This is a genomic window from Streptomyces sp. NPDC004051 (assembly GCF_053604275.1).
The window spans coordinates 62204-84401 of sequence record NZ_JBSGHG010000025.1 but is presented as its reverse complement, the minus strand read 5'-3'; the positions used below and the strand labels follow the sequence as shown (position 1 = coordinate 84401).

Here is a 22198-nt window from a genome sequence, read left to right as displayed (position 1 = left end):
AGTCATACGTGACCACCGCCGCAGCCGCCCCGTTCCGCCTCCCCTCCCTCCAGGTCGACGGAACGGGGCGGCTCGGTCCGTTTCCGGCCCCGCCCAGGCCCGGACGGGGCCGGGGGCACCGAAGTCCGGCGCAGGAACAGTTACGCCAACGGCATTGGCCACGGCACCGGTTGAGCGTCCCGCACACCTCGCGGCGCAGTGATCACGGTCACGGCCGGAGCAGGAATAGAGCCACCCTACTTAGGCTAGGCTCACCTAAGTAAAAGTGGGCCGCACAGCGGCGCGCGCCCCGCTCCCTCCCCGCACCGGACCACCCCACCGGAGGCCCCCACATGCGCTCGCACCTGCTCAACGACACCACCGCGGAGCACTACCGCCGCTCCGTGACCGAAGGAGTCGAGCGGGTGGCAGCCAAACTCGCCACCACCGAACGCCCGTTCACCGGCGTCACGGTCGACGCCCTCGCCCCCGCCATCGAGCGGATCGACCTCGACCGGCCCCTGCACGACACCACCGCGGCGCTGGACGAACTGGAGGACGTCTACCTCCGGGACGCGGTCTACTTCCACCACCCCCGCTACCTCGCCCACCTCAACTGCCCGGTCGTCATCCCGGCCGTGCTCGGCGAGGCGGTCCTCTCCGCCGTCAACTCCTCCCTGGACACCTGGGACCAGTCGGCCGGCGGCACCCTCATCGAGCGGAAACTCATCGACTGGACGGCCGCCCGCATCGGCCTCGGGCCCTCCGCGGACGGGGTGTTCACCTCCGGCGGCACCCAGTCCAACCTCCAGGCGCTGCTGCTGGCCCGCGAGGAGGCCAAGACCGACGACCTCGCGACACTGCGCGTCCTCACCTCCGAGGTCAGCCACTTCAGCGTGCAGAAGTCCGCGAAACTGCTCGGCCTCGGCCCGGACGCGGTGGTGTCCCTCCCCGTCGACCACGACAAGCGGCTGCAGACCGTCGCCCTCGCCCGCGAGCTGGCGCGCTGCGCCGAGGACGGCCTCGTCCCCATGGCCGTCGTCGCCACCGCCGGGAGCACCGACTTCGGCTCCATCGACCCGCTGCCCGAGATCGCCGAACTCTGCGCCCAGTACGGCGTCTGGATGCACGTGGACGCCGCCTACGGCTGCGGACTGCTCGCCTCGCTGAAGCACCGGGACCGGATCGACGGCATCGAACGCGCCGACTCGGTCACCGTCGACTACCACAAGTCCTTCTTCCAGCCGGTGAGTTCGTCGGCCGTGCTGGTCCGCGACGCGGCCGCGCTGCGGCACGCCACCTACCACGCGGAGTACCTCAACCCGCGCCGCACGGTGACCGAGCGCATCCCCAACCAGGTCGACAAGTCCCTGCAGACCACCCGCCGCTTCGACGCGCTGAAACTGTGGATGACGCTGCGCGTGATGGGCGCCGACGGCATCGGCGGGCTCTTCGACGAGGTCTGCGACCTGGCCCACGAGGGCTGGGAGCTGCTGACCGCCGACCCGCGCTTCGACGTGGTCGTCGAACCGTCGCTGTCCACGCTCGTCTTCCGCTACGTCCCGGCCGCCGTCACCGACCCCGCCGAGATCGACCGGGCCAACCTCCATGCCCGCAAAGCCCTGTTCGCCTCCGGCGACGCGGTCGTCGCGGGCACCAAGGTGGCGGACCGCCACTACCTGAAGTTCACCCTGCTGAACCCCGAGACCACGACCGCCGACATCACCGCCGTCCTCGATCTGATCGCCGGCCACGCCGAGCAGTACCTGGGAGAGTCCCTTGACCGCGCTTCCTGAAGCCCCCGACACCGCCTACGACTTCGTGGGGATCGGGCTGGGCCCCTTCAACCTCGGCCTCGCCTGCCTCACCGAGCCCATCGGCGACCTGAACGGCGTCTTCCTGGAGTCCAAGCCGGACTTCGAGTGGCACGCCGGGATGTTCCTCGACGGCGCCCACCTCCAGACGCCGTTCATGTCGGACCTGGTCACCCTCGCCGACCCGACCTCCCCCTACTCCTTCCTCAACTACCTGAAGGAGAAGGGCCGTCTGTACTCGTTCTACATCCGGGAGAACTTCTACCCGCTGCGCGTCGAGTACGACGACTACTGCCGCTGGGCCGCCGGCCGGCTGAGCAGCATCCGCTTCGGCACGACCGTCACCGAGGTGACGTACGACGAGAGCACCGAGCTGTACGCCGTACGGACCGCGGCCGGCGACACCTACCGCGCCCGCCGGCTGGTGCTCGGCACCGGCACCGTGCCGTTCGTGCCCGAGCCGTGCCGCGGCCTGGACGGCGACCTGCTGCACACCTCCGCGTACATGCACCGCAAGGCGGAACTTCGGCAGAAGAAGTCGATCACGATCGTCGGCAGCGGGCAGAGCGCCGCCGAGATCTACCACGAGCTGCTCTCCGAGATCGACGTCCACGGCTACTCGCTCAACTGGGTCACCCGCTCCCCGCGGTTCTTCCCGCTGGAGTACACCAAGCTGACCCTGGAGATGACCTCCCCGGACTACATCGACTACTTCCGCGCACTGCCCGAGGAGACCCGCTACCGGCTGGAGAAGCAGCAGAAGGGCCTGTACAAGGGCATCAACTCCGACCTCGTCGACGCCGTCTTCGACCTGCTGTACCAGAAGAACGTCGAGAGCGGCGACCGCGCGGTCCCCACCCGGCTGCTCACCAACTCCTCACTGGTCAGCGCCCGCCACGAGGACGGCGGGTACACCCTCGGCTTCCACCAGGACGAGCAGGGCAAGGACTTCGAACTGCGCACCGAGGGCCTGGTGCTGGCCACCGGCTACCACTACGAGCAGCCGGCCTTCCTCGAACCGGTCCGCGACCGGCTCCGCTTCGACGGCCGCGGCCGGTTCGACGTGACCCGCAACTACGCCGTCGACGTGACCGGCCGGGGCGTGTTCCTGCAGAACGCCGGCGTCCACACGCACAGCGTCACCAGCCCCGACCTGGGCATGGGCCCGTACCGCAACAGCTGCATCATCCGCGAGATGCTCGGCTCCGAGTACTACCCCGTGGAGAAGTCCATCGCCTTCCAGGAGTTCACCGCATGAGCATCACCGACAGCGGCTACCGGTGCGCACTGGGCACCTTCACCGTCCGCCCGCTCGACCCGCTCCGGGACGCCGGACTGCTGCACTCCTGGGTCACCGACCCCAAGGCCGCGTTCTGGATGATGCAGGACGCGGAGCTCCAGGACGTCGAGCGCGCGTACATGAGGATCGCCGCCGACGAGCACCACCACGCCCACCTGGGGCTGCACGACGGTCGGCCCGCCTTCCTGATGGAGACGTACGACCCCGCCCACCGCGAGCTGGCCGGCCTGTACGAGCCGGAGCCGGGGGACGTCGGCATGCACTTCCTGGTCGCGCCCACCGACACCCCGGTGCACGGTTTCACCCGGTCCGTCATCACCGCCGTGCTGGCGCACCTCTTCCGCGACCCGGCGGTCCGGCGCGTCGTCGTCGAACCGGACGTGTCCAACAAGGCGGTGCACGCCCTGAACGAGGCCGTGGGCTTCGTCCCCGTACGCGAGATCGACAAGCCGGAGAAGAGGGCCTTGCTGAGCTTCTGCACCCGCGAACAGTTCGCCGCGGCCACGGGGGTGGACATATGAACCCCGCCGACACCGTGGACCACCTCACCCCCGAACGCTGGGAGAGGGCCAACCGCCTGCTGATCCGCAAGGCGCTCGCCGAGTTCGCGCACGAACGGCTGATCACCCCCGAGGAGACGGACGGGGGCCACTACGCCGTCCGCAGCGACGACGGCCTGACCGAGTACCGCTTCACCGCCGTCCGCCGCGCCCTGGACCACTGGCAGGTGGCCGCCGACTCCATCAGCCGGCACCGCGACGGGTCCGAACTCCCTCTCGCCGCCCTGGACTTCTTCATCGAGCTGCGCAAGTCGCTCGGGCTGAGCGACGAGGTCCTGCCGGTGTACCTGGAGGAGATCTCCTCCACCCTCTCCAGCACCTGCTACAAGCTCGCCAAGCCGCCGGTCACCTCGGCCGAGCTGGTCGGCGCCGGCTTCCAGGCCATCGAGACCGGCATGACCGAGGGCCACCCCTGCTTCGTCGCCAACAATGGGCGGCTCGGCTTCGGCATCCAGGAGTACCGCGCCTACGCGCCGGAGACGGCGAACCCGGTCCGGCTGGTGTGGCTGGCGGCGCACCGCTCGCGGGCGGCGTTCACGGCCGGCGTCGGCATCGAGTACGAGTCGTTCCTGCGCCAGGAGCTGGGCGGGGAGACCGTCGAGCGCTTCCACCGGACGCTCACCGGCCAGGGCCTCGACCCGGCCGACTACCTCCTGATCCCCGTCCACCCCTGGCAGTGGTGGAACAAGCTCACCGTCACCTTCGCCGCCGAGGTCGCCCGCCGCCACCTGGTGTACCTCGGCGAGGGCGACGACGAGTACCTGGCCCAGCAGTCCGTCCGGACCTTCTTCAACCGGTCGCACCCCGGGAAGCACTACGTGAAGACGGCCCTGTCCGTCCTCAACATGGGCTTCATGCGGGGTCTTTCGGCCGCCTACATGGAGGCCACCCCGGCGATCAACGACTGGCTGGCGCGGCTGATCGAGAGCGACCCGGTCCTGCGCTCGACGGGGCTGACGATCATCCGGGAGCGGGCGGCGGTGGGTTACCGGCACCTGGAGTACGAGCAGGCCACCGACCGCCACTCGCCCTACCGCAAGATGCTGGCCGCGCTGTGGCGGGAGAGCCCGGTGCCCTCGCTGCGCGACGGCGAGTCCCTCGCCACCATGGCCTCCCTGCTCCACGTGGACCACGAGGGGACGTCCTTCGCGGGCGCGCTGATCGAGCGGTCCGGGCTGGCCCCGGCCGAGTGGCTGCGGCACTACCTGCGCGCCTACTACACCCCGCTGCTGCACAGCTTCTACGCCTACGACCTGGTGTTCATGCCGCACGGCGAGAACGTGGTCCTGGTGCTGGAGGACGGGGTGGTGCGGCGCGCGGTCTACAAGGACATCGCCGAGGAGATCGCGGTGCTGGACCCGGACGCGGTGCTGCCGCCGGAGGTCTCCCGCATCCGCGTGGAGGTGCCGGAGGACCAGAAGCTGCTGTCGGTCCTCACCGACGTCTTCGACTGCTTCTTCCGCTTCCTCGCCTCCGACCTGGCCTCCGCGGGCGTCCTGTCCGAGGACGACTTCTGGCGGACGGTCGCGGAGATCACCCGCGAGTACCAGGAGTCGGTGCCCGAACTCGCCGAGAAGTTCGCCCGGTACGACCTGTTCGCCCCCGAGTTCGCGCTCTCCTGCCTCAACCGGCTCCAGCTGCGCGACAACCGGCAGATGGTCGACCTCGCGGACCCGTCCGGGGCGCTCCAGCTGGTCGGCACCCTGAAGAACCCCCTCGCGGGACTCTGACCCGCCCGGCCGGGGCCGCCACCCGTGGCGGCCCCGGCCGTCATGGGTTCCACGGGCTCCACGGGCTCCACGGGCGGCGGCGGGGAGCCCGGTTGGCGCAGACCGCTCTCCCCCGATCGGGTGAAACAATCCCTCCCATGGCGGAAATCATCCAGAAGGACGGAACCTGGGTCTTCGACGGGGACACCCTGCGGCTGACTCCCGGACGGGACAAGAACGTCGGGCTGCTCCGCAGGACGCTGGGCGAACTGCTGGTCCCGCTCGGCGCGCTGGCGGGGGTCTCGTTCGAGCAGGGCAGGAAGACGGGGCGGCTCAGGCTGCGGCTGCGCGAGGGCGCCGACCCTCCCCCACTGCCTGAACGGCGTGGGGGGACCCCCAGCTGCAGGCGACCGGCGGCCGGCTCCCCGAGTCGCACGACCCGTACCAGCTGGTCGTGGAGTCCGACCGGTACGGCGTCGCCGAGTACTTCGCGGACGAGGTGCGCAACGCCCTGCTGCTGGACCAGGTCCCCTCCCACCCGGTCCCGGAGTACCTGCTGCCCGGCCCGTCCGTACCGCTGTCCGCCTCCGCCGGGGACGGTTCGGTGAGCTTCGACGGGGAGCGGATCCGCCTGGAGTGGAACTGGAAGACGGAGGAGGCCAAGTCCGCCGCCGGCGCCCGCACCCTCGCGCTGACCGACATAGCCGCCGTGGAGTGGGTGCCGGCCACCGGACTGGAGAACGGCCACCTCCGTTTCCTCGTGCGCAGCGCGCCCACCAAGACCCCGGCCAAGTACGACCCCAACGCGGTGGAGCTGTGGGGCTTCAAGAAGGACCCCCTGATGGCGCTCGTCGCCGCCGCCGTCCAGGCCCGCCTGCCCCACCCGGCCGCCAGGGACTCCGCACACGGCACCGCCCCGGACCGGGCCGGGCACGACCACCCGGCAGAGCTGGAGGCCACCCCCGCCGCCGCCGCCTCCGCCGCCCCCGAGGACGAGCACGACGCGCTGCTGCGCCGGCTGCGCGAGCTGGGCGAGCTGCACCGCTCCGGCGTACTGACGGACGAGGAGTTCACCCTGGCCAAACAGGCGGTCCTCAAGCGCATGTGAACGCCCACCCTCTACGCCTTCCGTCCACTGCCGCCGACACTCCGCACGCTTTCCTGCCCGAAATCGGGCAGGATTCTTGCGTGAGCCTCCTCGTTACCTCAGGATCATCGGGTGCACGACGAACTGGTCGATCATCTGACGCGGTCCACGCCCCTCAGCCGGGGCGAGGCGCTGCGCGTCGTCCAGGACGTGCTCGCCTACTTCGACGAGACGACCGAGGAGTACGTCCGTCGCCGCCACCGTGAGCTCCAGGCCCAGGGCCTGGTCAACGCGACGATCTTCGAACGGATCGAGGCGGATCTCCGTTATCGCGCGGTGGCCCCGCCGGAGCTCTCGCTCCGCCAGCTGCGGCGCATCGTCTACGGCTAGGAACACACCCATATGTGCGGAATCGTCGGATACATCGGCAGGCGTGACGTCGCCCCTCTGCTGCTCGAAGGCCTGCAGCGCCTGGAGTACCGGGGCTACGACTCGGCGGGCATCGCCATCACGTCGCCGAAGGCCGCCGGACTGAGGACGGTCAAGGCCAAGGGCCGGGTGCGCGAGCTGGAGGCGAAGGTCCCGGCCCGTTTCAAGGGCACCACGGGCATCGCCCACACCCGCTGGGCCACCCACGGCGCCCCGTCCGACGTGAACGCCCACCCGCACCTGGACGCCGAGGGCAAGGTCGCCGTCGTCCACAACGGCATCATCGACAACGCCGCCGACCTGCGCCGCAAGCTGGAGGCGGACGGCGTCGAGTTCCTCTCGGAGACGGACACCGAGGTCATCACCCACCTGATCGCCCGCTCGCGGGCCGAGAAGCTGGAGGACAAGGTCCGCGAGACGGTGCGGGTCATCGAGGGCACCTACGGCATCGCCGTGCTGCACGCCGACTTCCCGGACCGCATCGTGGTGGCCCGCAACGGCTCGCCCGTCGTGCTCGGCATCGGCGAGAAGGAGATGTTCGTCGCCTCGGACATAGCCGCCCTGGTCACCCACACCCGGCAGATCGTCACCCTCGACGACGGCGAGATGGCCACCCTCAAGGCCGACGACTTCCGCACCTACACCACCGAGGGCACCCGTACGACGACCGAGCCGACCACCGTGGAGTGGGAGGCCGCCTCCTACGACATGGGCGGCCACGACACCTACATGCACAAGGAGATCCACGAGCAGGCCGAGGCCGTGGACCGGGTGCTGCGGGGCCGGATCGACGACCGGTTCTCCACGGTGCGCCTGGGCGGCCTGAACCTGGACGCCCGTGAGGCGCGCCGGATCCGCCGGGTGAAGATCCTCGGCTGCGGCACCTCGTACCACGCGGGGCTGATCGGCGCCCAGATGATCGAGGAGCTGGCCCGCATCCCGGCCGACGCCGAGCCGGCCTCCGAGTTCCGCTACCGCAACGCGGTCGTCGACCCCGACGCGCTGTACGTCGCGGTGTCCCAGTCCGGTGAGACGTACGACGTGCTGGCGGCGGTGCAGGAGCTGAAGCGCAAGGGCGCGCGGGTGCTGGGCGTGGTGAACGTCGTCGGTTCGGCGATCGCCCGCGAGGCGGACGGCGGCATGTACGTGCACGCCGGGCCCGAGGTCTGCGTGGTGTCCACGAAGTGCTTCACCAACACCACGGTCGCCTTCGCCCTCCTCGCCCTGCACCTGGGCCGCACCCGCGACCTGTCGGTGAGCGACGGCAAGCGGATCATCGAGGGGCTGCGCAGGCTGCCGGGGCAGATCACCGAGATCCTGGAGCAGGAGGAGGAGATCAGGAAGCTGGCCCTGCAGTACGCGGAGGCCCGCTCGATGCTCTTCATCGGCCGGGTCCGGGGCTACCCGGTGGCCCGTGAGGCGTCCCTGAAGCTCAAGGAGGTCTCCTACATCCACGCGGAGGCCTACCCGGCGTCCGAGCTCAAGCACGGTCCGCTGGCCCTGATCGAGCCCGCGCTGCCCACGGTGGCGATCGTCCCCGACGACGACCTGCTGGAGAAGAACCGCGCGGCCCTGGAGGAGATCAAGGCCCGCAGCGGACCGATCATGGCGGTCGCGCACCGGGAGCAGGAGAAGGCCGACCACACGATCGTCGTCCCGAAGAACGAGAACGAGCTGGACCCCATCCTGATGGGCATCCCGCTGCAACTCCTCGCCTACCACACGGCGTTGGCCCTGGGACGGGACATCGACAAGCCCCGGAACCTCGCCAAGTCGGTCACGGTCGAATAGCGGCGGTCCGCAGCCGCCCGGCGGGCCGGCGCCTCAGGGGATGACCACCACGGGGCGCTGGGCCCGCTTGGCGAGCCGGCCGGCGACGGAGCCGAAGAGCCGGCCCACCAGGCCGTGGGTGGAGCCGACGACGATCGCGTCGGCCTCGTACTCCCGGCCGACCTCCTCGAGTTCGTGGCAGATGTCGCCGCCGCGCTCGACCAGGATCCAGGGCACCTCGGTGAGGTGGTCCGCACAGGCCAGCTCGAGGCCGAGGACCTCGGTGCGGTGGTCCGGGACGTCGACGAAGACCGGCGGCTCGCAGCCCGCCCACACCGTGGTCGGCAGCCGGTTGGCGACGTGGACGATGATCAGCGCGGAGCCGAAGCGGCGGGCCATGCCGATCGCGTAGGCGAGGGCCCGCTCGCTGGAGGTGGAGCCGTCGAAGCCGACGACCACACCGTGCCGGAAGGCGGGATCACACGGGTGGCGCGACTTTTCCGCGCCCAGGGGGTCGGCCCCGAACGGCTCGGCCGCCGTGGGGTCGGCGAGGGGTCGCTTACGATCCGCGGGTTCGAAGAATTCGTGACCGGCCATGGCTGTCTCGGCGTTGTGATCCTTGTGATGGGTGACGACAGGGTGCGTCGGAGCTGTGTCCGGGAATCATCTTCCCAACCCCATACCCCCAAGGGTACGGCGGTACGCGTTCTCAGCCCAGACCTCTGCCCGAACCGGCCGACGGGTTTCCCGGAGCATGCCCGAGCGGGCATTCGGCACGCAACGGTCGCTGCGCCGTACAGGCGGTTTGCACGGGGTGGACCGGACCGTGCGGATCTCGCCGTGCGCCTTGGTTCCGGAGGCCCGGGGCTCCCCGGATCAGGGGTTTCGTCCCTGGACCTCGGTGACCGGCACCCCTCCCACGCGCCGGCCCCCGTGAGCCACGCCACAGGGAGCACGGCACGCCCGCTCCCCGTCCCGCCGCCGGGGCGGACCGCGCGCCGGACTCCCCGGGAAGCCTTCGCGCCGGAAGTCCCCCGGGGCCCGGTCACCGGCGCGGCCCGCCCGGCGGCCTCCGGCTCCCCGCCGGCGCCGGTCGCCCGGTTCCGGCGCGGGCCGGGCGCGGTTCCGGTGCGGCTCCGGCACGGTTCCGTGCGGGCGGCGCGGGGCGGCGGGGATACACCGGTCACGTGACCGGTTTCCGCGCCCCCGGGCGTATCTTTTCAGCCAACTTCCGCAACCTGTGCATCCCCTGCCGTGGCCACCCCCCAACCCCCGTTCGACCTGCGTGAAAAGGGGTCGGCGCCCCCTGCGCACCCTACGGGGATTGGCCACCATGACAAGGCGCACTTCCCTGCACGGCCCACGAGTGCGACCCTTCGTGATCGAATGCTTCACGCCAAGTTGTCAAGTCGACAATGCGCCGGAGCCGAACTGGCCACCCGGACACGACGGGACACAGTAGATTCGATCTTGACTGTCTTACGGCGGGGGACTCGTGCAGGACCGAGGGGAAACGTGTTGGAGCGACAGACCCGAAAGGATCAGGGCGCCGCGACCACCGAGGGGGGCTTAGCAGTATGAGCCACGACTCCACTGCCGCGCCGGAGATCGCGGCCCGGAAACTCACCGGGCGACGCCGCAAGGAGATCGTCGCCGTGCTGCTGTTCAGCGGCGGCCCCATCTTCGAGAGTTCCATACCGCTGTCGGTGTTCGGGATCGACCGCCAGGACGCCGGCGTACCGCGCTACCGACTGCTGGTGAGCGCCGGTGAGGGAGGCCCGCTGCGGACCACAGGGGGCCTCGAACTCACCGCGCCGCACGGCCTGGAGGCGATCGCCCGCGCGGGCACCGTCGTGGTGCCCGCCTGGCGTTCGATCACCTCGCCGCCACCGGACGACGCGCTCGAGGCGCTGCGCCGCGCCCACGAGGAGGGCGCCCGCATCGTCGGGCTGTGCACCGGCGCCTTCGTGCTCGCGGCGGCCGGCCTGTTGGACGGCCGTCCGGCGACCACCCACTGGATGTACGCGCCGACGCTGGCGAAACGCTATCCGTCGGTGCACGTCGATCCGCGCGAACTCTTCGTGGACGACGGCGACGTGCTGACCTCGGCGGGTACGGCGGCCGGAATCGATCTGTGCCTGCACATCGTGCGCACGGACCACGGCAGCGAGGCGGCGGGGGCACTCGCCCGGCGCCTCGTCGTCCCGCCGCGCCGGACGGGTGGTCAGGAGCGCTATCTCGACAGGTCTTTACCCGAGGAGATCGGCGCCGACCCGCTCGCCGAGGTCGTCGCCTGGGCGCTGGAGCACCTCCACGAGCAGTTCGACGTGGAGACGCTGGCGGCACGCGCGTACATGAGCCGTCGTACCTTCGACCGCCGCTTCCGCTCGCTGACCGGCAGTGCGCCGCTGCAGTGGCTGATCACGCAGCGGGTGCTGCAGGCCCAGCGCCTGCTGGAGACGTCGGACTACTCGGTGGACGAGGTCGCGGGCCGCTGCGGCTTCCGCTCACCGGTCGCGCTGCGGGGCCACTTCCGGCGCCAGCTGGGTTCGTCCCCGGCCGCCTACCGGGCCGCGTACCGCGCGCGGCGCCCCCAGGCCGAGCGGAACCAGGGCACCGACGGCCTCCTGAACGCCCCGGGTGCCGTCCCGTCCGGCCCGGCGCACCAGCAGGGGCACCCGGCGTCCGCCGCGCCGCACCCGGACCACCCCGTCCCGCACCAGTCCCGGCGCGCGGCGGCGGCGAGCGGCCTGGGCGGTCCGTCCCTGGCGGCATCGGCGGACCCGGGCCGCGAGGCGTACGTCCCCACGCGGGCGAGCGTGCCGGGGCAGCGCAGCGCGCCGTGAGGCGGGCCCGGAGCACCTGAGAGCAGGACCGCGAAGAGAACGGTCCGGCGGGCCGGGCCGGAGACGAAAGCCTCCGGCCCGGCCCGCTTCTCTCACCCGGTGCCCGACGGGTCACCTGCGCTCCCGTGCGCCGTAAGGTGAGACACATGAACGATCGCATGGTGTGGATCGACTGCGAGATGACCGGCCTCTCGCTGTCCGACGACGCGCTCATCGAGGTGGCCGCCCTCGTCACCGACTCCGAGCTGAACGTGCTCGGCGACGGTGTGGACATCGTCATCCGCCCCCCGGAAGGGGCCCTGGAGACGATGCCGGAGGTGGTGCGGGAGATGCACACCGCGTCCGGGCTGCTCGCCGAACTGGCGGACGGCACGACGCTCGAGGACGCCGAGCGGCGCGTCCTCGCGTATGTGAAGGAACACGTCAAGGAGCCCGGCAAGGCGCCCCTGTGCGGCAACTCCGTCGGCACGGACCGCGGATTCCTGCTGCGGGACATGCCGACGCTGGAGGACTACCTGCACTACCGCATCGTGGACGTCTCCAGCGTCAAGGAGCTGGCGCGCCGCTGGTACCCGAGGGCGTACTACAACAGCCCCGAGAAGAACGGCAACCACCGCGCGCTGGCCGACATCCGCGAGTCCATCGCGGAGCTGCGCTACTACCGCGAGGCCGTCTTCGTACCGCAGCCCGGCCCCGACTCCGACACCGCGAAGAAGATCGCCGCCAAGCACGTCCTGCCTGCTCAGTAGGCCTGTGAGGCGGTCCTCCGAGGGGCGCCGCGCAACCCTGGCGCGAGCACCCCTTCGGACCAGGTACACTTTTTCTCGGCTGGTCGGGGAAGACACCGATCTTCACCGGTACCAGCCGTGGTGGGTGTAGCTCAGCTGGTAGAGCACCTGGTTGTGGTCCAGGATGTCGCGGGTTCAAGTCCCGTCACTCACCCTGAACGGAAGAGGCCCCCTCGGGGGCCTCTTCCGCATGATGGGCACCCCTTCCCATGGGGCGCCGGCTTTCCGGATGCCGGCCAGAGCGGTGTCCTCGCCGACGGCCGTGACCTCGACGCGCAGTCCGAAGTCGGTGGCCACGGTGCCGGCGACCACCTGCTCACCGGGCTCCCGGCGGACCGGCCTGGACTCCCCGGTGACCATGGACTCGTCCATGCTCGCCGCACCGTCGACGATCTTCCCGTCGGCGGGCACCGAGGCGCCGGGCCGGACCAGGACGACGTCGCCGACGGCCAGGTCGGCCGGAGTAACCGTCACGACCTCGTCGCCCTCGACCCGCTCGGCCTCGTCGGGCAGCAAGGCGGCCAGGGAGTCGAGCGCGGACGTGGTCCGGGCCAGGGAGCGCATCTTGATCCAGTGACCCAGGAGCATGATGACCACCAGCAGGGCCGGCTCCCACCAGAAGTCCAGTTCGTCGTCGACCAGGTGGAGGGTCGCACCCCAGGAGGCGACGAACGCGACGGTGATGGCCAGGCCGATGAGCAGCATCATGCCGGGCGCCCGGGAGCGGATCTCCGAGGCGGCTCCGGTCAGGAAGGGCCGGCCGCCCCAGGCGTAGACCACGGTGCCCAGCACCGGGGAGACCCACCGCGCCCACCCCGCGTCGGGCAGGTCGTAGCCGACGAGGTCGGCGAACATCCCGTTGAACCCCACCACCGGGACCGCCAGGACGAGCATGAACCAGAACAGCCGCCGGAACTGCTCCACGTGATCACCGTGGCCACCGTGACCGGCGTGGTCGGCATGATCGGCGTGGTCGGCATGATCGGCGTGACCGGCATGGCCGGCGTGTTCGGCCGGCCCGTGGTGACCGCCGTGCCCCGCAGGCTCCCCGTGCCCCGCAGGTCCGCCGTGGTGGCCGGTGTGCCGGGTGTCCTCGGCCGGGTCCGAAAAGTGCTGGGGATCATGGCGCATACCCGCCCCCGTACCCTCGCCCGCGCATGGTCACACCGGGCGGGGCTACGAGGAGGTCCGCTCCACCAGCTCCGTGGCCAGGACCACCTGGCGCCGCTCCAGCCCGCGCGAGGCGGACGGGCGGCGGTCGGCGATCTCGGCGAGGAGGAGGTCGATCATCCGGTGGCCCATCTCCTCTATGGGCTGGCGCACGCTGGTCAGCGGCGGGTCCATGTGGCGGGCGATGGCGGAGTCGTCGTAGCCGACCAGGGCCACGTCGTCGGGGATGCGGCGGCCCGCCTCGCGCAGCGCGTGCCGGGCGCCGGCGGCGGTCACGTCGGAGGCGGCGAAGACCGCGTCCAGGCCGGGGCGGCGCTCCAGCAGGGCCGCCATCGCGTGCCGGCCGCCCTCCTCGGAGAAGTCGCCCGCCTCGATCAGCAGGTCGTCCACCTCGTGGCCCGCGTCCCGCAGGGCGTCACGGTAGCCGTCGACGCGCCGCTGGGCGCCGTACACGTCGAGGCGGCCGGTGATGTGGGCGATACGGCGCCGGCCCCGGCCGAGGAGGTGCTCGACGGCCTGCCGGGCGCCGCCGTAGTTGTCCGAGTCGACCGAGGTCAGGGTCTCCGCGGCCGACCGGGGGCCGCTGATCACGGCCGGGATCTCCAGCCGGGTGAGCATGTCGGGCAGCGGGTCGTCGGCGTGCACCGAGACCAGCAGCACCCCGTCCACCCGATGCGCGGCCAGATAGTCGGCGAGCCGCTGCCGCTCCCGGTCGCTGCCCGCGAAGATCAGCAGCAGCTGCATCTCGGTGTCGGAGAGCGCCGCCCCCACACCGCGCAGCATGTCCGAGAAGTACGGTTCGGCGAAGAACCGGGTCTCCGGTTCGGGCACGACCAGCGCGATCGCGTCGGTGCGGTTGGCGGCCAGCGCGCGGGCCGCCGTGTTCGGGACGTAACCGAGCTCGGCGACGGCGGCCTCCACGGCGGCCCGGGTGGCGTCGCTCACCCGGGGCGACCCGTTGATCACCCGGGAGACCGTGCCCCGGCCGACACCGGCGCGCGCCGCCACCTCTTCGAGGGTGGGCCGGCCGCCGCTGCGACCCCGCGCTCCGTGGCTTGCCATCTGCGCCCCGCCTTCCGTCCCGTGTCACGCAGGCCTGCTGGCCTGGAATGTAACAGCCCCACCTGCGGCGGCGGCCGCCGTCCGGACCCCGGACGCCCCGGCGAGGACCGGGCGGCCAGCTAACAGCCCGATAACTGAACGCAGTTCTCCGCGTTCGGTCCCTTGACACCCCCGCCCGGACCCGCGACTCTTCAACACATCACTTGTGGGAGCGCTCCCACAGTACCTGGCACATACACAACCCGCACGTTCCCCGCCCGAGCCGCAGCACGCAAGTAACGGGCCCGACAAAGCCGTTGGCCGGGGGGTCGGCACGTCAGGGCAACAGGAGGACGCAATGCGAGCACGTACCCTCCCCCTCTCCCGGCAGCGCACGGGCGGGGGGAAGCCCTTCACCCGCAAGGCACTGGCCCTCGCGGCCGTGGTGTCGCTGGGCACGGGGCTGCTGGCCGGCTGCGCCGACGACGGTGGAGACGGGGACTCCGACTCCTCGTCGGACGGCAAGGGCAAGACCACGATCACGCTGGGCCTGTTCGGCACCTTCGGCTTCAAGGAGGCCGGTCTCTACGACGAGTACGAGAAGCTGAACCCGGACATCAAGATCGCCGAGAACGTCGTCGAGCGCAACGAGAACTACTACCCGGCGCTGCTCAACCACCTCACCACCAACAGCGGTCTGCAGGACGTCCAGGCCGTCGAGGTCGGCAACATAGCCGAGATCGTGGAGACCCAGGCCGGCAAGCTGGAGGACCTCTCCAAGGCCGAGGGCGTGAACAAGGGCGACTGGCTCGAGTGGAAGTGGGAGCAGGCCACCACCAAGGACGGCCAGACCATCGGCCTGGGCACCGACATCGGCCCGATGGCGATCTGCTACCGCAAGGACCTGTTCGAGAAGGCGGGCCTGCCGACCGACCGCGAGGAGCTCGGCAAGCTGTGGGCCGGCGACTGGGCCAAACTGATCGAGGTCGGTGAGGACTACCAGAAGAAGGCGCCCAAGGGCACCACCTTCTTCGACTCCCCCGGCGGTCTGATGAGCGCCGTCCTCAGCAGTGAGGAGAAGCGGTTCTACGACTCCTCCGGCGAGGTGATCTACAAGACCAACCCCGCCGTCAAGAAGGCCTTCGACATGACCGCGAAGGCCGCCGAGGACGGACTGGTCGGCGCCCAGACGCAGTTCCAGCCCGCGTGGGACCAGACGATCGCCAACAACAAGTTCGCCGCGATGTCCTGCCCGCCCTGGATGCTCGGCTACATCAAGGGCAAGTCCCAGCCGGACGCCGCGGGCAAGTGGGACGTGGCCCTGCCCCCCAAGGCCGGCAACTGGGGCGGGTCCTTCCTGACCGTGCCCAAGAGCGCCAAGAACGTCGACGAGGCCAAGAAGCTCGTCGCCTGGCTGACCGCGCCCGAGCAGCAGGCGAAGCTGTTCAAGGTGCAGGGCAGCTTCCCGAGCGCCCAGAGCATCTTCGACAGCCCCGAAGTGACCGGCGCGGTCAACGACATGACCGGTGACGCCCCGATCGGTGAGGTCTTCGCCGAGGCCGCCAAGCAGATCCCGGTCCAGGTCATCGGCCCGAAGGACCAGATCATCTCGCAGGGCCTGGGCGACAACGGCGTCATCCTGGTGACCAAGGGCAAGTCGCCGAAGGAAGCCTGGGAGACGGCCGTCAAGACCATCGACAACAACCTGGACAAGTGACCCGGATGTCCAGCCGCCACGACACCGCCGCGTCCCCCGTCGAGGGGGGCGCGGCCCCGGGCCGCCCGCCCGGGGACACCGTGTCCAAGACCTCCAAGCTCTCCAAGCTTTCCATGGGTTCCAAGGGGTCCAAGGGCTCCCAGGACAAGGAGGAGCGGCGCCGGCGGAAGCTGTCCCGCCGCTGGCAGCGCGACATGCGCTGGAGCCCGTACGCCTTCGTCGCGCCGTTCTTCCTGCTGTTCCTCGCCTTCGGCCTGTTCCCGCTGGTCTACACCGGCTGGGCCTCGCTGCACCAGGTGGAGCTGACCGCCCCGACCGACATGAGCTGGGTCGGGCTGAAGAACTACACCCGGATCTTCGACGACGACTTCTTCTGGAACGCGGCGCGGAACACCCTGACCATCGGCATCATCTCGACCGTCCCGCAGCTGCTGATGGCGATGGGCATCGCCCACATCCTCAACTACAAGCTGCGCGCCTCGACCTTCTACCGGGTCGCGATGCTCGCCCCGTACGCCACCTCGATCGCCGCCGCCTCCCTGGTGTTCGTGCTGCTCTTCGGGCGTGACTACGGGATGATCAACTGGGCGCTGGACCTCGTCGGGATCGACCCGGTCGCCTGGCAGGACGACAAGTGGCCCGGGCAGTTCGCCGTCTCGACGATCATCATCTGGCGCTGGACCGGCTACAACGCGCTGATCTACCTGGCCGCGATGCAGGCGATCCCGCAGGACCTGTACGAGTCGGCGGCGCTGGACGGCGCCAACCGCTGGCAGCAGTTCCTGCACGTGACGCTGCCGTCGCTGCGCCCGACGATCCTGTTCACGGTGGTCGTCTCCACGATCGGCGCCAGCCAGGTCTTCGGCGAGCCGCTGCTGTTCGACCCCAACAAGGGCGCGTCCGGCGGTGCGGAGCACCAGTTCCAGACGCTCGGCCTGTACCTGTACGAACAGGGCTGGATCAACCAGCACCTGGGCCGTGCCTCGGCGATCGCCTGGGTGATGTTCCTGATCCTGATCGTCATCGGCATCATCAACTACGTCATCTCGCGCCGGCTGCGCGCCAGCAGTTAAGGAGTTGTGGCCGTGACGACGACTGTGACGACCCCGCCCCCCGAGACCACGTCCGCCAAGGAGCAGAAGCGCTCCCGTCTGCCGAAGTCCGCGCGGGCCGGCGGCACCCTGCACGGCGGCCCGATCGCGTACGCGATCCTGATCGTGTTCACGATCGTCTCGCTGTTCCCGCTGGTGTGGACCGCGATCGCCGCCTCCCGGGACACCCAGCGCCTCGCACAGACCCCGCCGCCGTTCTGGTTCGGCTCGAACCTGTTCAAGAACCTGGAGATCGCCTGGACCGAGGCCAACCTCGGTGAGGCGTTCCTCAACACCACCATCGTGGCGGGCATTTCGGCGGTGACCGTCGTCATCCTGTCGACGATCGCCGGATTCGCCTTCGCCAAGCTGCGCTTCCGGGGCCGGGGCGCGCTGATGCTGCTCGTGATCGGCACCATGATGGTCCCGCCGCAGCTGAGCATCATCCCGCTGTACATGATGGTCGCCAAGCTGGACTGGACCGACCAGCTGCAGGCCGTGATCTTCCCGTCGCTGGTGAGCGCGTTCGGCGTGTTCTTCATGCGGCAGTACCTGCTCCAGGCGCTGCCGGACGAGATCATCGAGGCCGCCCGGGTGGACGGCGCGAGCAGCTGGCGCGTGGTCTGGCACGTGGTGTTCCCGGCGGCGCGGCCGGCGATGGCCGTGCTCGGCATGCTGATCTTCGTGCAGACCTGGAACGACTTCCTGTGGCCGTTCCTCGTCCTGACCCAGTCCGGCAACCCGACCGTGCAGGTCGCGGTCGCGGGCCTCGGCCGCGGATTCACCCCGGACCAGTCCCTGATCATGGCGGGCGCCCTGCTGGGCACGCTGCCGTTGCTGCTGGTCTTCGCGGTCTTCGGCAAGCAGATCGTGGGCGGCATCATGCAGGGCGCGGTCAAGGGCTGACCTCCGTCTGCCGATGTCTCCCACCAGGGGGCCGGGTCACCGACACCTCGGCCCCTTCCCCTTCTCTCCTTCCCCTTCTCTCCTTCCCCTCTCCTCATCCCCCTTCTCACCCCTGGTCCTGACTCGCAGGTCCCTCCACGACCGCCTATGGGAGCGCTTCCATGACTGACTCCACCACGCCGGTGACCCCGGCGGCCTTCCCCCCCGCCTTCCTCTGGGGTGCCGCGACCTCCGCCTACCAGATCGAGGGTGCGGTGCGGGAGGACGGTCGTACGCCGTCCATCTGGGACACCTTCAGCCACACGCCGGGCAAGACCGCCGGCGGCGACACCGGTGACATCGCTGTCGACCACTACCACCGCTACCGTGACGACGTGGCGCTGATGGCGGAACTGGGCCTGGGCGCCTACCGCTTCTCCGTCGCCTGGCCCCGGGTGCAGCCGACCGGCCGCGGCCCGGCCGTCCAGCGCGGCCTGGACTTCTACCGCCGGCTGGTCGACGAGCTGCTCGCCCACGGCATCAAACCGGCCGTCACCCTCTACCACTGGGACCTGCCGCAGGAGCTGGAGGACGCGGGCGGCTGGCCGGAGCGTGACACCGCGTACCGCTTCGCCGAGTACGCGCAGATCGTCGGTGAGGCGCTCGGCGACCGGGTGGAGCACTGGATCACGCTCAACGAGCCGTGGTGCAGCGCGTTCCTGGGCTACGCCTCCGGAGTGCACGCGCCGGGCCGCACCGACCCGGCGGCCTCGCTGCGGGCCGCCCACCACCTGAACCTGGCGCACGGACTGGGCGCCAAGGCGCTGCGGTCGGTGATGCCCGCCCGCAACTCGATCGCGATCAGCCTCAACTCCGCGGTGGTCCGGCCCCTCTCCCCCTCCGACCCGGCGGACCTGGCGGCGGCGCGCAAGATCGACGACCTGGCCAACGGCATCTTCCACGGCCCGATCCTGAAGGGCGCCTACCCCGAGTCGCTGCTGACGGCGACCGCGTCGCTGACGGACTGGTCGTGTGTCCAGGACGGCGACCTGGACCTGATCCACCAGCCGCTGGACGCGCTCGGCCTCAACTACTACACGCCCACCCTGGTGTCGGCGGCGGACCCGGACGCGGAGGGACCGCGGGCCGACGGCCACGGGGCGAGCGAGCACTCACCGTGGCCTGCCGCGGACGACGTGGCCTTCCACCAGGCTCCCGGGGAGCGCACCGAGATGGGCTGGCCCGTCGACCCGACCGGGCTGCACGAGCTGATCATGCGGTACACCCGGGACGCGCCCGGCCTGCCGCTCTACGTCACCGAGAACGGCGCCGCCTACGACGACAAGCCCGGCGCCGACGGCACGGTGCACGACCCGGAGCGGATCGCCTACCTGCACGGCCATCTCACCGCGGTCCGCCGGGCCATCACCGACGGCGCGGACGTGCGCGGCTACTACCTGTGGTCCCTGCTGGACAACTTCGAGTGGGCGTACGGCTACGAGAAGCGCTTCGGCGCGGTCCACGTCGACTACGCGTCCCAGGAGCGGACCCCGAAGGCCAGCGCCCTCTGGTACAGCAGGGCGGCCAAGTCGGGTGCCCTGCCGGGACCGGAGGCCATCTGACCCTCCCGAGAACGGGGGGACGGGGGAACGGGGGGACGGGGGCGGGGGAAGCGGGGCGCGGCGCTCTGGGGGAGGGCCGCGCCCCGTCGGCCGGTCCGCCGTGGGTCAGGGGGGAGCCAAAGGGACCAAGGGGACCAGGGGGGACCAGGGGGGACCAGGGGGGACCAGGGGGGACCAGGAAGATCAGGACCTGAAGGTCGGTATCAGCCGGCCGGGCCCGCGCCGACGTACGGTTCCCCGGTGACCGCGCCGCCGCCGGGGCGCCCCCTCCCGGCCGTCGAGCTGGATCCAGACGCGCACCTCGGTCCCGCCGAGCATCGACGAGCCGATCCGTACGTCCCCGCCGGTGGCCTCCGCGAGCCGGCGCACGATGTCCAGGCCGAGGCCGGTGGAGCCGTCGTTGCCGGAGCCCCGGCCGCGGGCCATCGCCGCCTCCGGGTCGGATATTCCGGGGCCCGCGTCGGAGACGAGCACGATCACCGCGTCCTCGCCGTTGTGCAGGTCGACGGCGAAGGCGGTGCCCTCGGCGGTGTGCCGGAACACGTTGCCGAGCAGGGCGTCGAGGGCGGCGGCCAGGTCGGCGCGGGCCACGGGGATGCGGACCGGGCCGTCCGCTCCGGCCACCCGCCATGTGCGGCCCTCGTCCTCGGCGAGCGCCGACCAGAACGCCATCCGTTCCCGGACCACTTCGGCCGCGTCGCAGCCGGCGCCGGGGCCGGCCGCCGCCGTCTGCGGTTTGGCGTCCCGTGCGGTACGGATGATGGTGTCGACCTCACGCTCCAGCTGCTCGACCGCCGCGCGGGTCTGCTCGGCGGCCGGCCCGTCGCCGAGGGAGGCCGCGTTCAGCCGCAGCACGGTCAGCGGGGTGCGCAGCCGGTGGGACAGGTCGGCGGCCAGTTCCCGTTCGTTGGCGAGGAGTTGGACGACCTGGTCGGCCATGGAGTTGAACGCCACGGCCGCCAGCCGCAGTTCGGTCGGCCCCTTCTCGGGCACCCGGGCACCCAGCTTGCCCTCCCCCAGTTCGTGCGCCCCCTCGACCAGTCGCTGCGCGGGCCGCACCATCCGCACGCCCAGCCGGTCGGCGACCGCGACCGAACCCAGGAGGAGGGCGACGCCGACCGCCGCGAGCACCGCCCAGGCCGTGCCCACCCCGTTGGTGACCTCGGACTCGGGGACGAACACCTCGACCACGGCGATCTCACCGGTGCTGAGCGCGACCGGCTGGAGCAGCGTCGAGCCGCCGGACACCTTGGAGGTGGAGGCCCGCCCCAGTTTCCGTACCGCCTCGACGTCCTCGGCGGTGGCGCGTCGGCGCCCGATGTCGAGGGGCTCGGCATCGGCGCCGACGGGTATGTGCACGGCCATCGCGGCGTCGGACCCGGCGGAGGCGACGACGCGTTCGAGCTGGTCGCGGTCGGTGGTGATGGAGAGCGCGGGAGCGACCGCCGCGGCTTCCCGTTCGGCGTTGGAGAAGGCGCGGTCGCGGGCCATCTCGCGGATGACGAGGCCGAGCGGCACCGCGAAGGCGATCACGACCATCGCGGTCACCGCCACCGACACCTTCACCAAGGCCCATCTCATCGCGGTGACTCCGCCGCGGGCACTCCCGTGGCCGGGGGCAGTCCCGTGGCCGGGGGCTCCAGCTTCACGCCGACGCCCCGCAGGGTGTGCAGATAGCGGGGCCGGGCGGCGGTCTCGCCCAGCTTCCGCCGCAGCCACGACAGATGGACGTCTATGGTCTGGTCGTCGCCGTAGGACTGCTGCCACACCTCGGCGAGGAGCTCCCTGCGGGGGACGACCACTCCGGGCCGCCCGGCCAGGAAGGCGAGCAGGTCGAACTCCCGCCGGGTGAGGTCCAGTCGGACGCCGTCCAGTTCGGCCTGGCGGCGCAGCGGGTCGACGGTCAGCCCGCCGACCCGGAGCACCGGGGGCTCGGCCGGCTCCCCCGCGTGGGAACGGGCCCGGCGCAGCACGGCCGCCATCCGGGCCGACAGGTGCTCCACCGAGAAGGGCTTGGTCAGGTAGTCGTCCGCGCCGGCGTTCAACAGCCGCACGATCTCCGCCTCGTCGTCCCGCGCGGTGGCGATGATCACCGGCACGTCCGTGATGCCGCGCAGCATCTTCAGCGCCTCGGAGCCGTCGAGATCGGGCAGGCCGAGGTCCAGGACGACGACGTCGAAACGGAAGTGGGCGACCTCGCGCAGCGCTTCCAGCGCCGTGCCGACGCTGCGCACCAGGTGTGCGGCGTCGGTCAGTTGCCGGATGAGCGCCGAGCGTACGAAGGGGTCGTCCTCGACTACGAGAACACGTGCCATGAGCGGCACCGTACGCCATGCCGGGCGACCCGGTGCGGGCCTGTGGACAACTCCGGACACCGCCGCGGGCGCGAC

At 71.0% G+C, this 22198-nt stretch carries 17 protein-coding genes, 1 tRNA gene and 1 pseudogene; 14 read left to right on the top strand and 5 right to left on the bottom strand.

Annotated features, from left to right (window positions below; all coding sequences use genetic code 11):
* Positions 1-332 precede the first annotated feature (332 nt).
* The 7 genes and pseudogenes from desA (at position 333) to glmS (ending at position 8669) form a co-directional block, all read left to right on the top strand.
* The gene (desA, locus tag ACWEQO_RS23890) at positions 333-1775 is read left to right on the top strand and encodes a lysine decarboxylase DesA (protein ID WP_452985149.1); all 1443 of its coding nucleotides are present in this window, start codon (positions 333-335) and stop codon (positions 1773-1775) included.
* Positions 1759-3051: a lysine N(6)-hydroxylase/L-ornithine N(5)-oxygenase family protein gene (locus ACWEQO_RS23885; RefSeq protein WP_452985148.1), complete on the top strand. Its 1293-nt coding sequence runs from the start codon at positions 1759-1761 to the stop codon at positions 3049-3051. The genes desA and ACWEQO_RS23885 overlap by 17 nt, the downstream gene beginning before the upstream one ends.
* Positions 3048-3614: a GNAT family N-acetyltransferase gene (locus tag ACWEQO_RS23880; protein WP_452985147.1), complete on the top strand. Its 567-nt coding sequence runs from the start codon at positions 3048-3050 to the stop codon at positions 3612-3614. Before ACWEQO_RS23885 ends, ACWEQO_RS23880 begins: the two co-directional genes overlap by 4 nt.
* The gene (locus ACWEQO_RS23875) at positions 3611-5383 is read left to right on the top strand and encodes an IucA/IucC family protein (RefSeq protein ID WP_452985146.1); all 1773 of its coding nucleotides are present in this window, start codon (positions 3611-3613) and stop codon (positions 5381-5383) included. Before ACWEQO_RS23880 ends, ACWEQO_RS23875 begins: the two co-directional genes overlap by 4 nt.
* Before the next feature lie 137 nt (positions 5384-5520).
* A pseudogene (locus ACWEQO_RS23870) lies at positions 5521-6470 on the top strand (DUF4429 domain-containing protein).
* 111 nt (positions 6471-6581) lie between these two features.
* Entirely contained in the window at positions 6582-6839 is a 258-nt protein-coding gene (locus ACWEQO_RS23865) for a hypothetical protein (RefSeq protein WP_030217181.1), read from the top strand.
* A gap of 12 nt (positions 6840-6851) precedes the next feature.
* A complete protein-coding gene (glmS, locus tag ACWEQO_RS23860) occupies positions 6852-8669 on the top strand; it encodes a glutamine--fructose-6-phosphate transaminase (isomerizing) (RefSeq protein WP_361449377.1) in 1818 nt (605 codons plus the stop codon).
* 33 nt (positions 8670-8702) lie between these two features.
* Here glmS and ACWEQO_RS23855 read toward each other — a convergent pair whose 3' ends face one another.
* Positions 8703-9245, bottom strand: coding sequence for a universal stress protein (locus tag ACWEQO_RS23855; RefSeq protein WP_361449374.1), 543 nt, complete (start codon positions 9243-9245; stop codon positions 8703-8705).
* Between the two features lie 980 nt (positions 9246-10225).
* Here ACWEQO_RS23855 and ACWEQO_RS23850 point away from each other — a divergent pair.
* The 3 genes from ACWEQO_RS23850 to ACWEQO_RS23840 all read left to right on the top strand — a co-directional run bounded on the left by ACWEQO_RS23850 (position 10226) and on the right by ACWEQO_RS23840 (position 12436).
* A complete protein-coding gene (locus ACWEQO_RS23850) occupies positions 10226-11494 on the top strand; it encodes a helix-turn-helix domain-containing protein (protein WP_361449371.1) in 1269 nt (422 codons plus the stop codon).
* 146 nt (positions 11495-11640) lie between these two features.
* Positions 11641-12243, top strand: coding sequence for an oligoribonuclease (gene orn / locus ACWEQO_RS23845; protein ID WP_361449368.1), 603 nt, complete (start codon positions 11641-11643; stop codon positions 12241-12243).
* Between the two features lie 120 nt (positions 12244-12363).
* A tRNA-His gene (locus tag ACWEQO_RS23840) sits at positions 12364-12436 on the top strand.
* On the opposite strand, the gene ACWEQO_RS23835 is transcribed toward ACWEQO_RS23840, so the two are convergent.
* Positions 12418-13206 carry a P-type ATPase gene (locus ACWEQO_RS23835; RefSeq protein ID WP_452985145.1) on the bottom strand — a complete coding sequence of 263 codons (789 nt, stop codon included), beginning with the start codon at positions 13204-13206 and terminating at the stop codon, positions 12418-12420. The genes ACWEQO_RS23840 and ACWEQO_RS23835 overlap by 19 nt on opposite strands.
* Positions 13207-13458: 252 nt before the next feature.
* Positions 13459-14514: a LacI family DNA-binding transcriptional regulator gene (locus ACWEQO_RS23830; protein ID WP_452985144.1), complete on the bottom strand. Its 1056-nt coding sequence runs from the start codon at positions 14512-14514 to the stop codon at positions 13459-13461.
* A 337-nt stretch (positions 14515-14851) separates the two neighbouring features.
* Between ACWEQO_RS23830 and ACWEQO_RS23825 the strand changes: the two genes are divergently transcribed.
* From ACWEQO_RS23825 to ACWEQO_RS23810, 4 genes are all read left to right on the top strand, one after another.
* Positions 14852-16210: an ABC transporter substrate-binding protein gene (locus ACWEQO_RS23825; protein ID WP_452985143.1), complete on the top strand. Its 1359-nt coding sequence runs from the start codon at positions 14852-14854 to the stop codon at positions 16208-16210.
* A 5-nt stretch (positions 16211-16215) separates the two neighbouring features.
* The gene (locus tag ACWEQO_RS23820; protein ID WP_452985166.1) at positions 16216-17283 is read left to right on the top strand and encodes a carbohydrate ABC transporter permease; all 1068 of its coding nucleotides are present in this window, start codon (positions 16216-16218) and stop codon (positions 17281-17283) included.
* 12 nt (positions 17284-17295) lie between these two features.
* Positions 17296-18207 (top strand): carbohydrate ABC transporter permease, encoded by a 912-nt coding sequence (locus ACWEQO_RS23815; RefSeq protein ID WP_452985142.1) that lies wholly within the window; start codon positions 17296-17298, stop codon positions 18205-18207.
* A 161-nt stretch (positions 18208-18368) separates the two neighbouring features.
* Complete coding sequence (locus ACWEQO_RS23810) at positions 18369-19808, top strand: GH1 family beta-glucosidase (RefSeq protein WP_452985141.1); 1440 nt, start codon at positions 18369-18371, stop codon at positions 19806-19808.
* Between the two features lie 183 nt (positions 19809-19991).
* On the opposite strand, the gene ACWEQO_RS23805 is transcribed toward ACWEQO_RS23810, so the two are convergent.
* Positions 19992-21389, bottom strand: a complete 1398-nt coding sequence (locus ACWEQO_RS23805) for a sensor histidine kinase (RefSeq protein WP_361449347.1) — start codon at positions 21387-21389, stop codon at positions 19992-19994.
* The gene (locus ACWEQO_RS23800) at positions 21386-22123 is read right to left on the bottom strand and encodes a response regulator transcription factor (protein WP_361449344.1); all 738 of its coding nucleotides are present in this window, start codon (positions 22121-22123) and stop codon (positions 21386-21388) included. The genes ACWEQO_RS23805 and ACWEQO_RS23800 overlap by 4 nt, the downstream gene beginning before the upstream one ends.
* Positions 22124-22198: the final 75 nt, after the last annotated feature.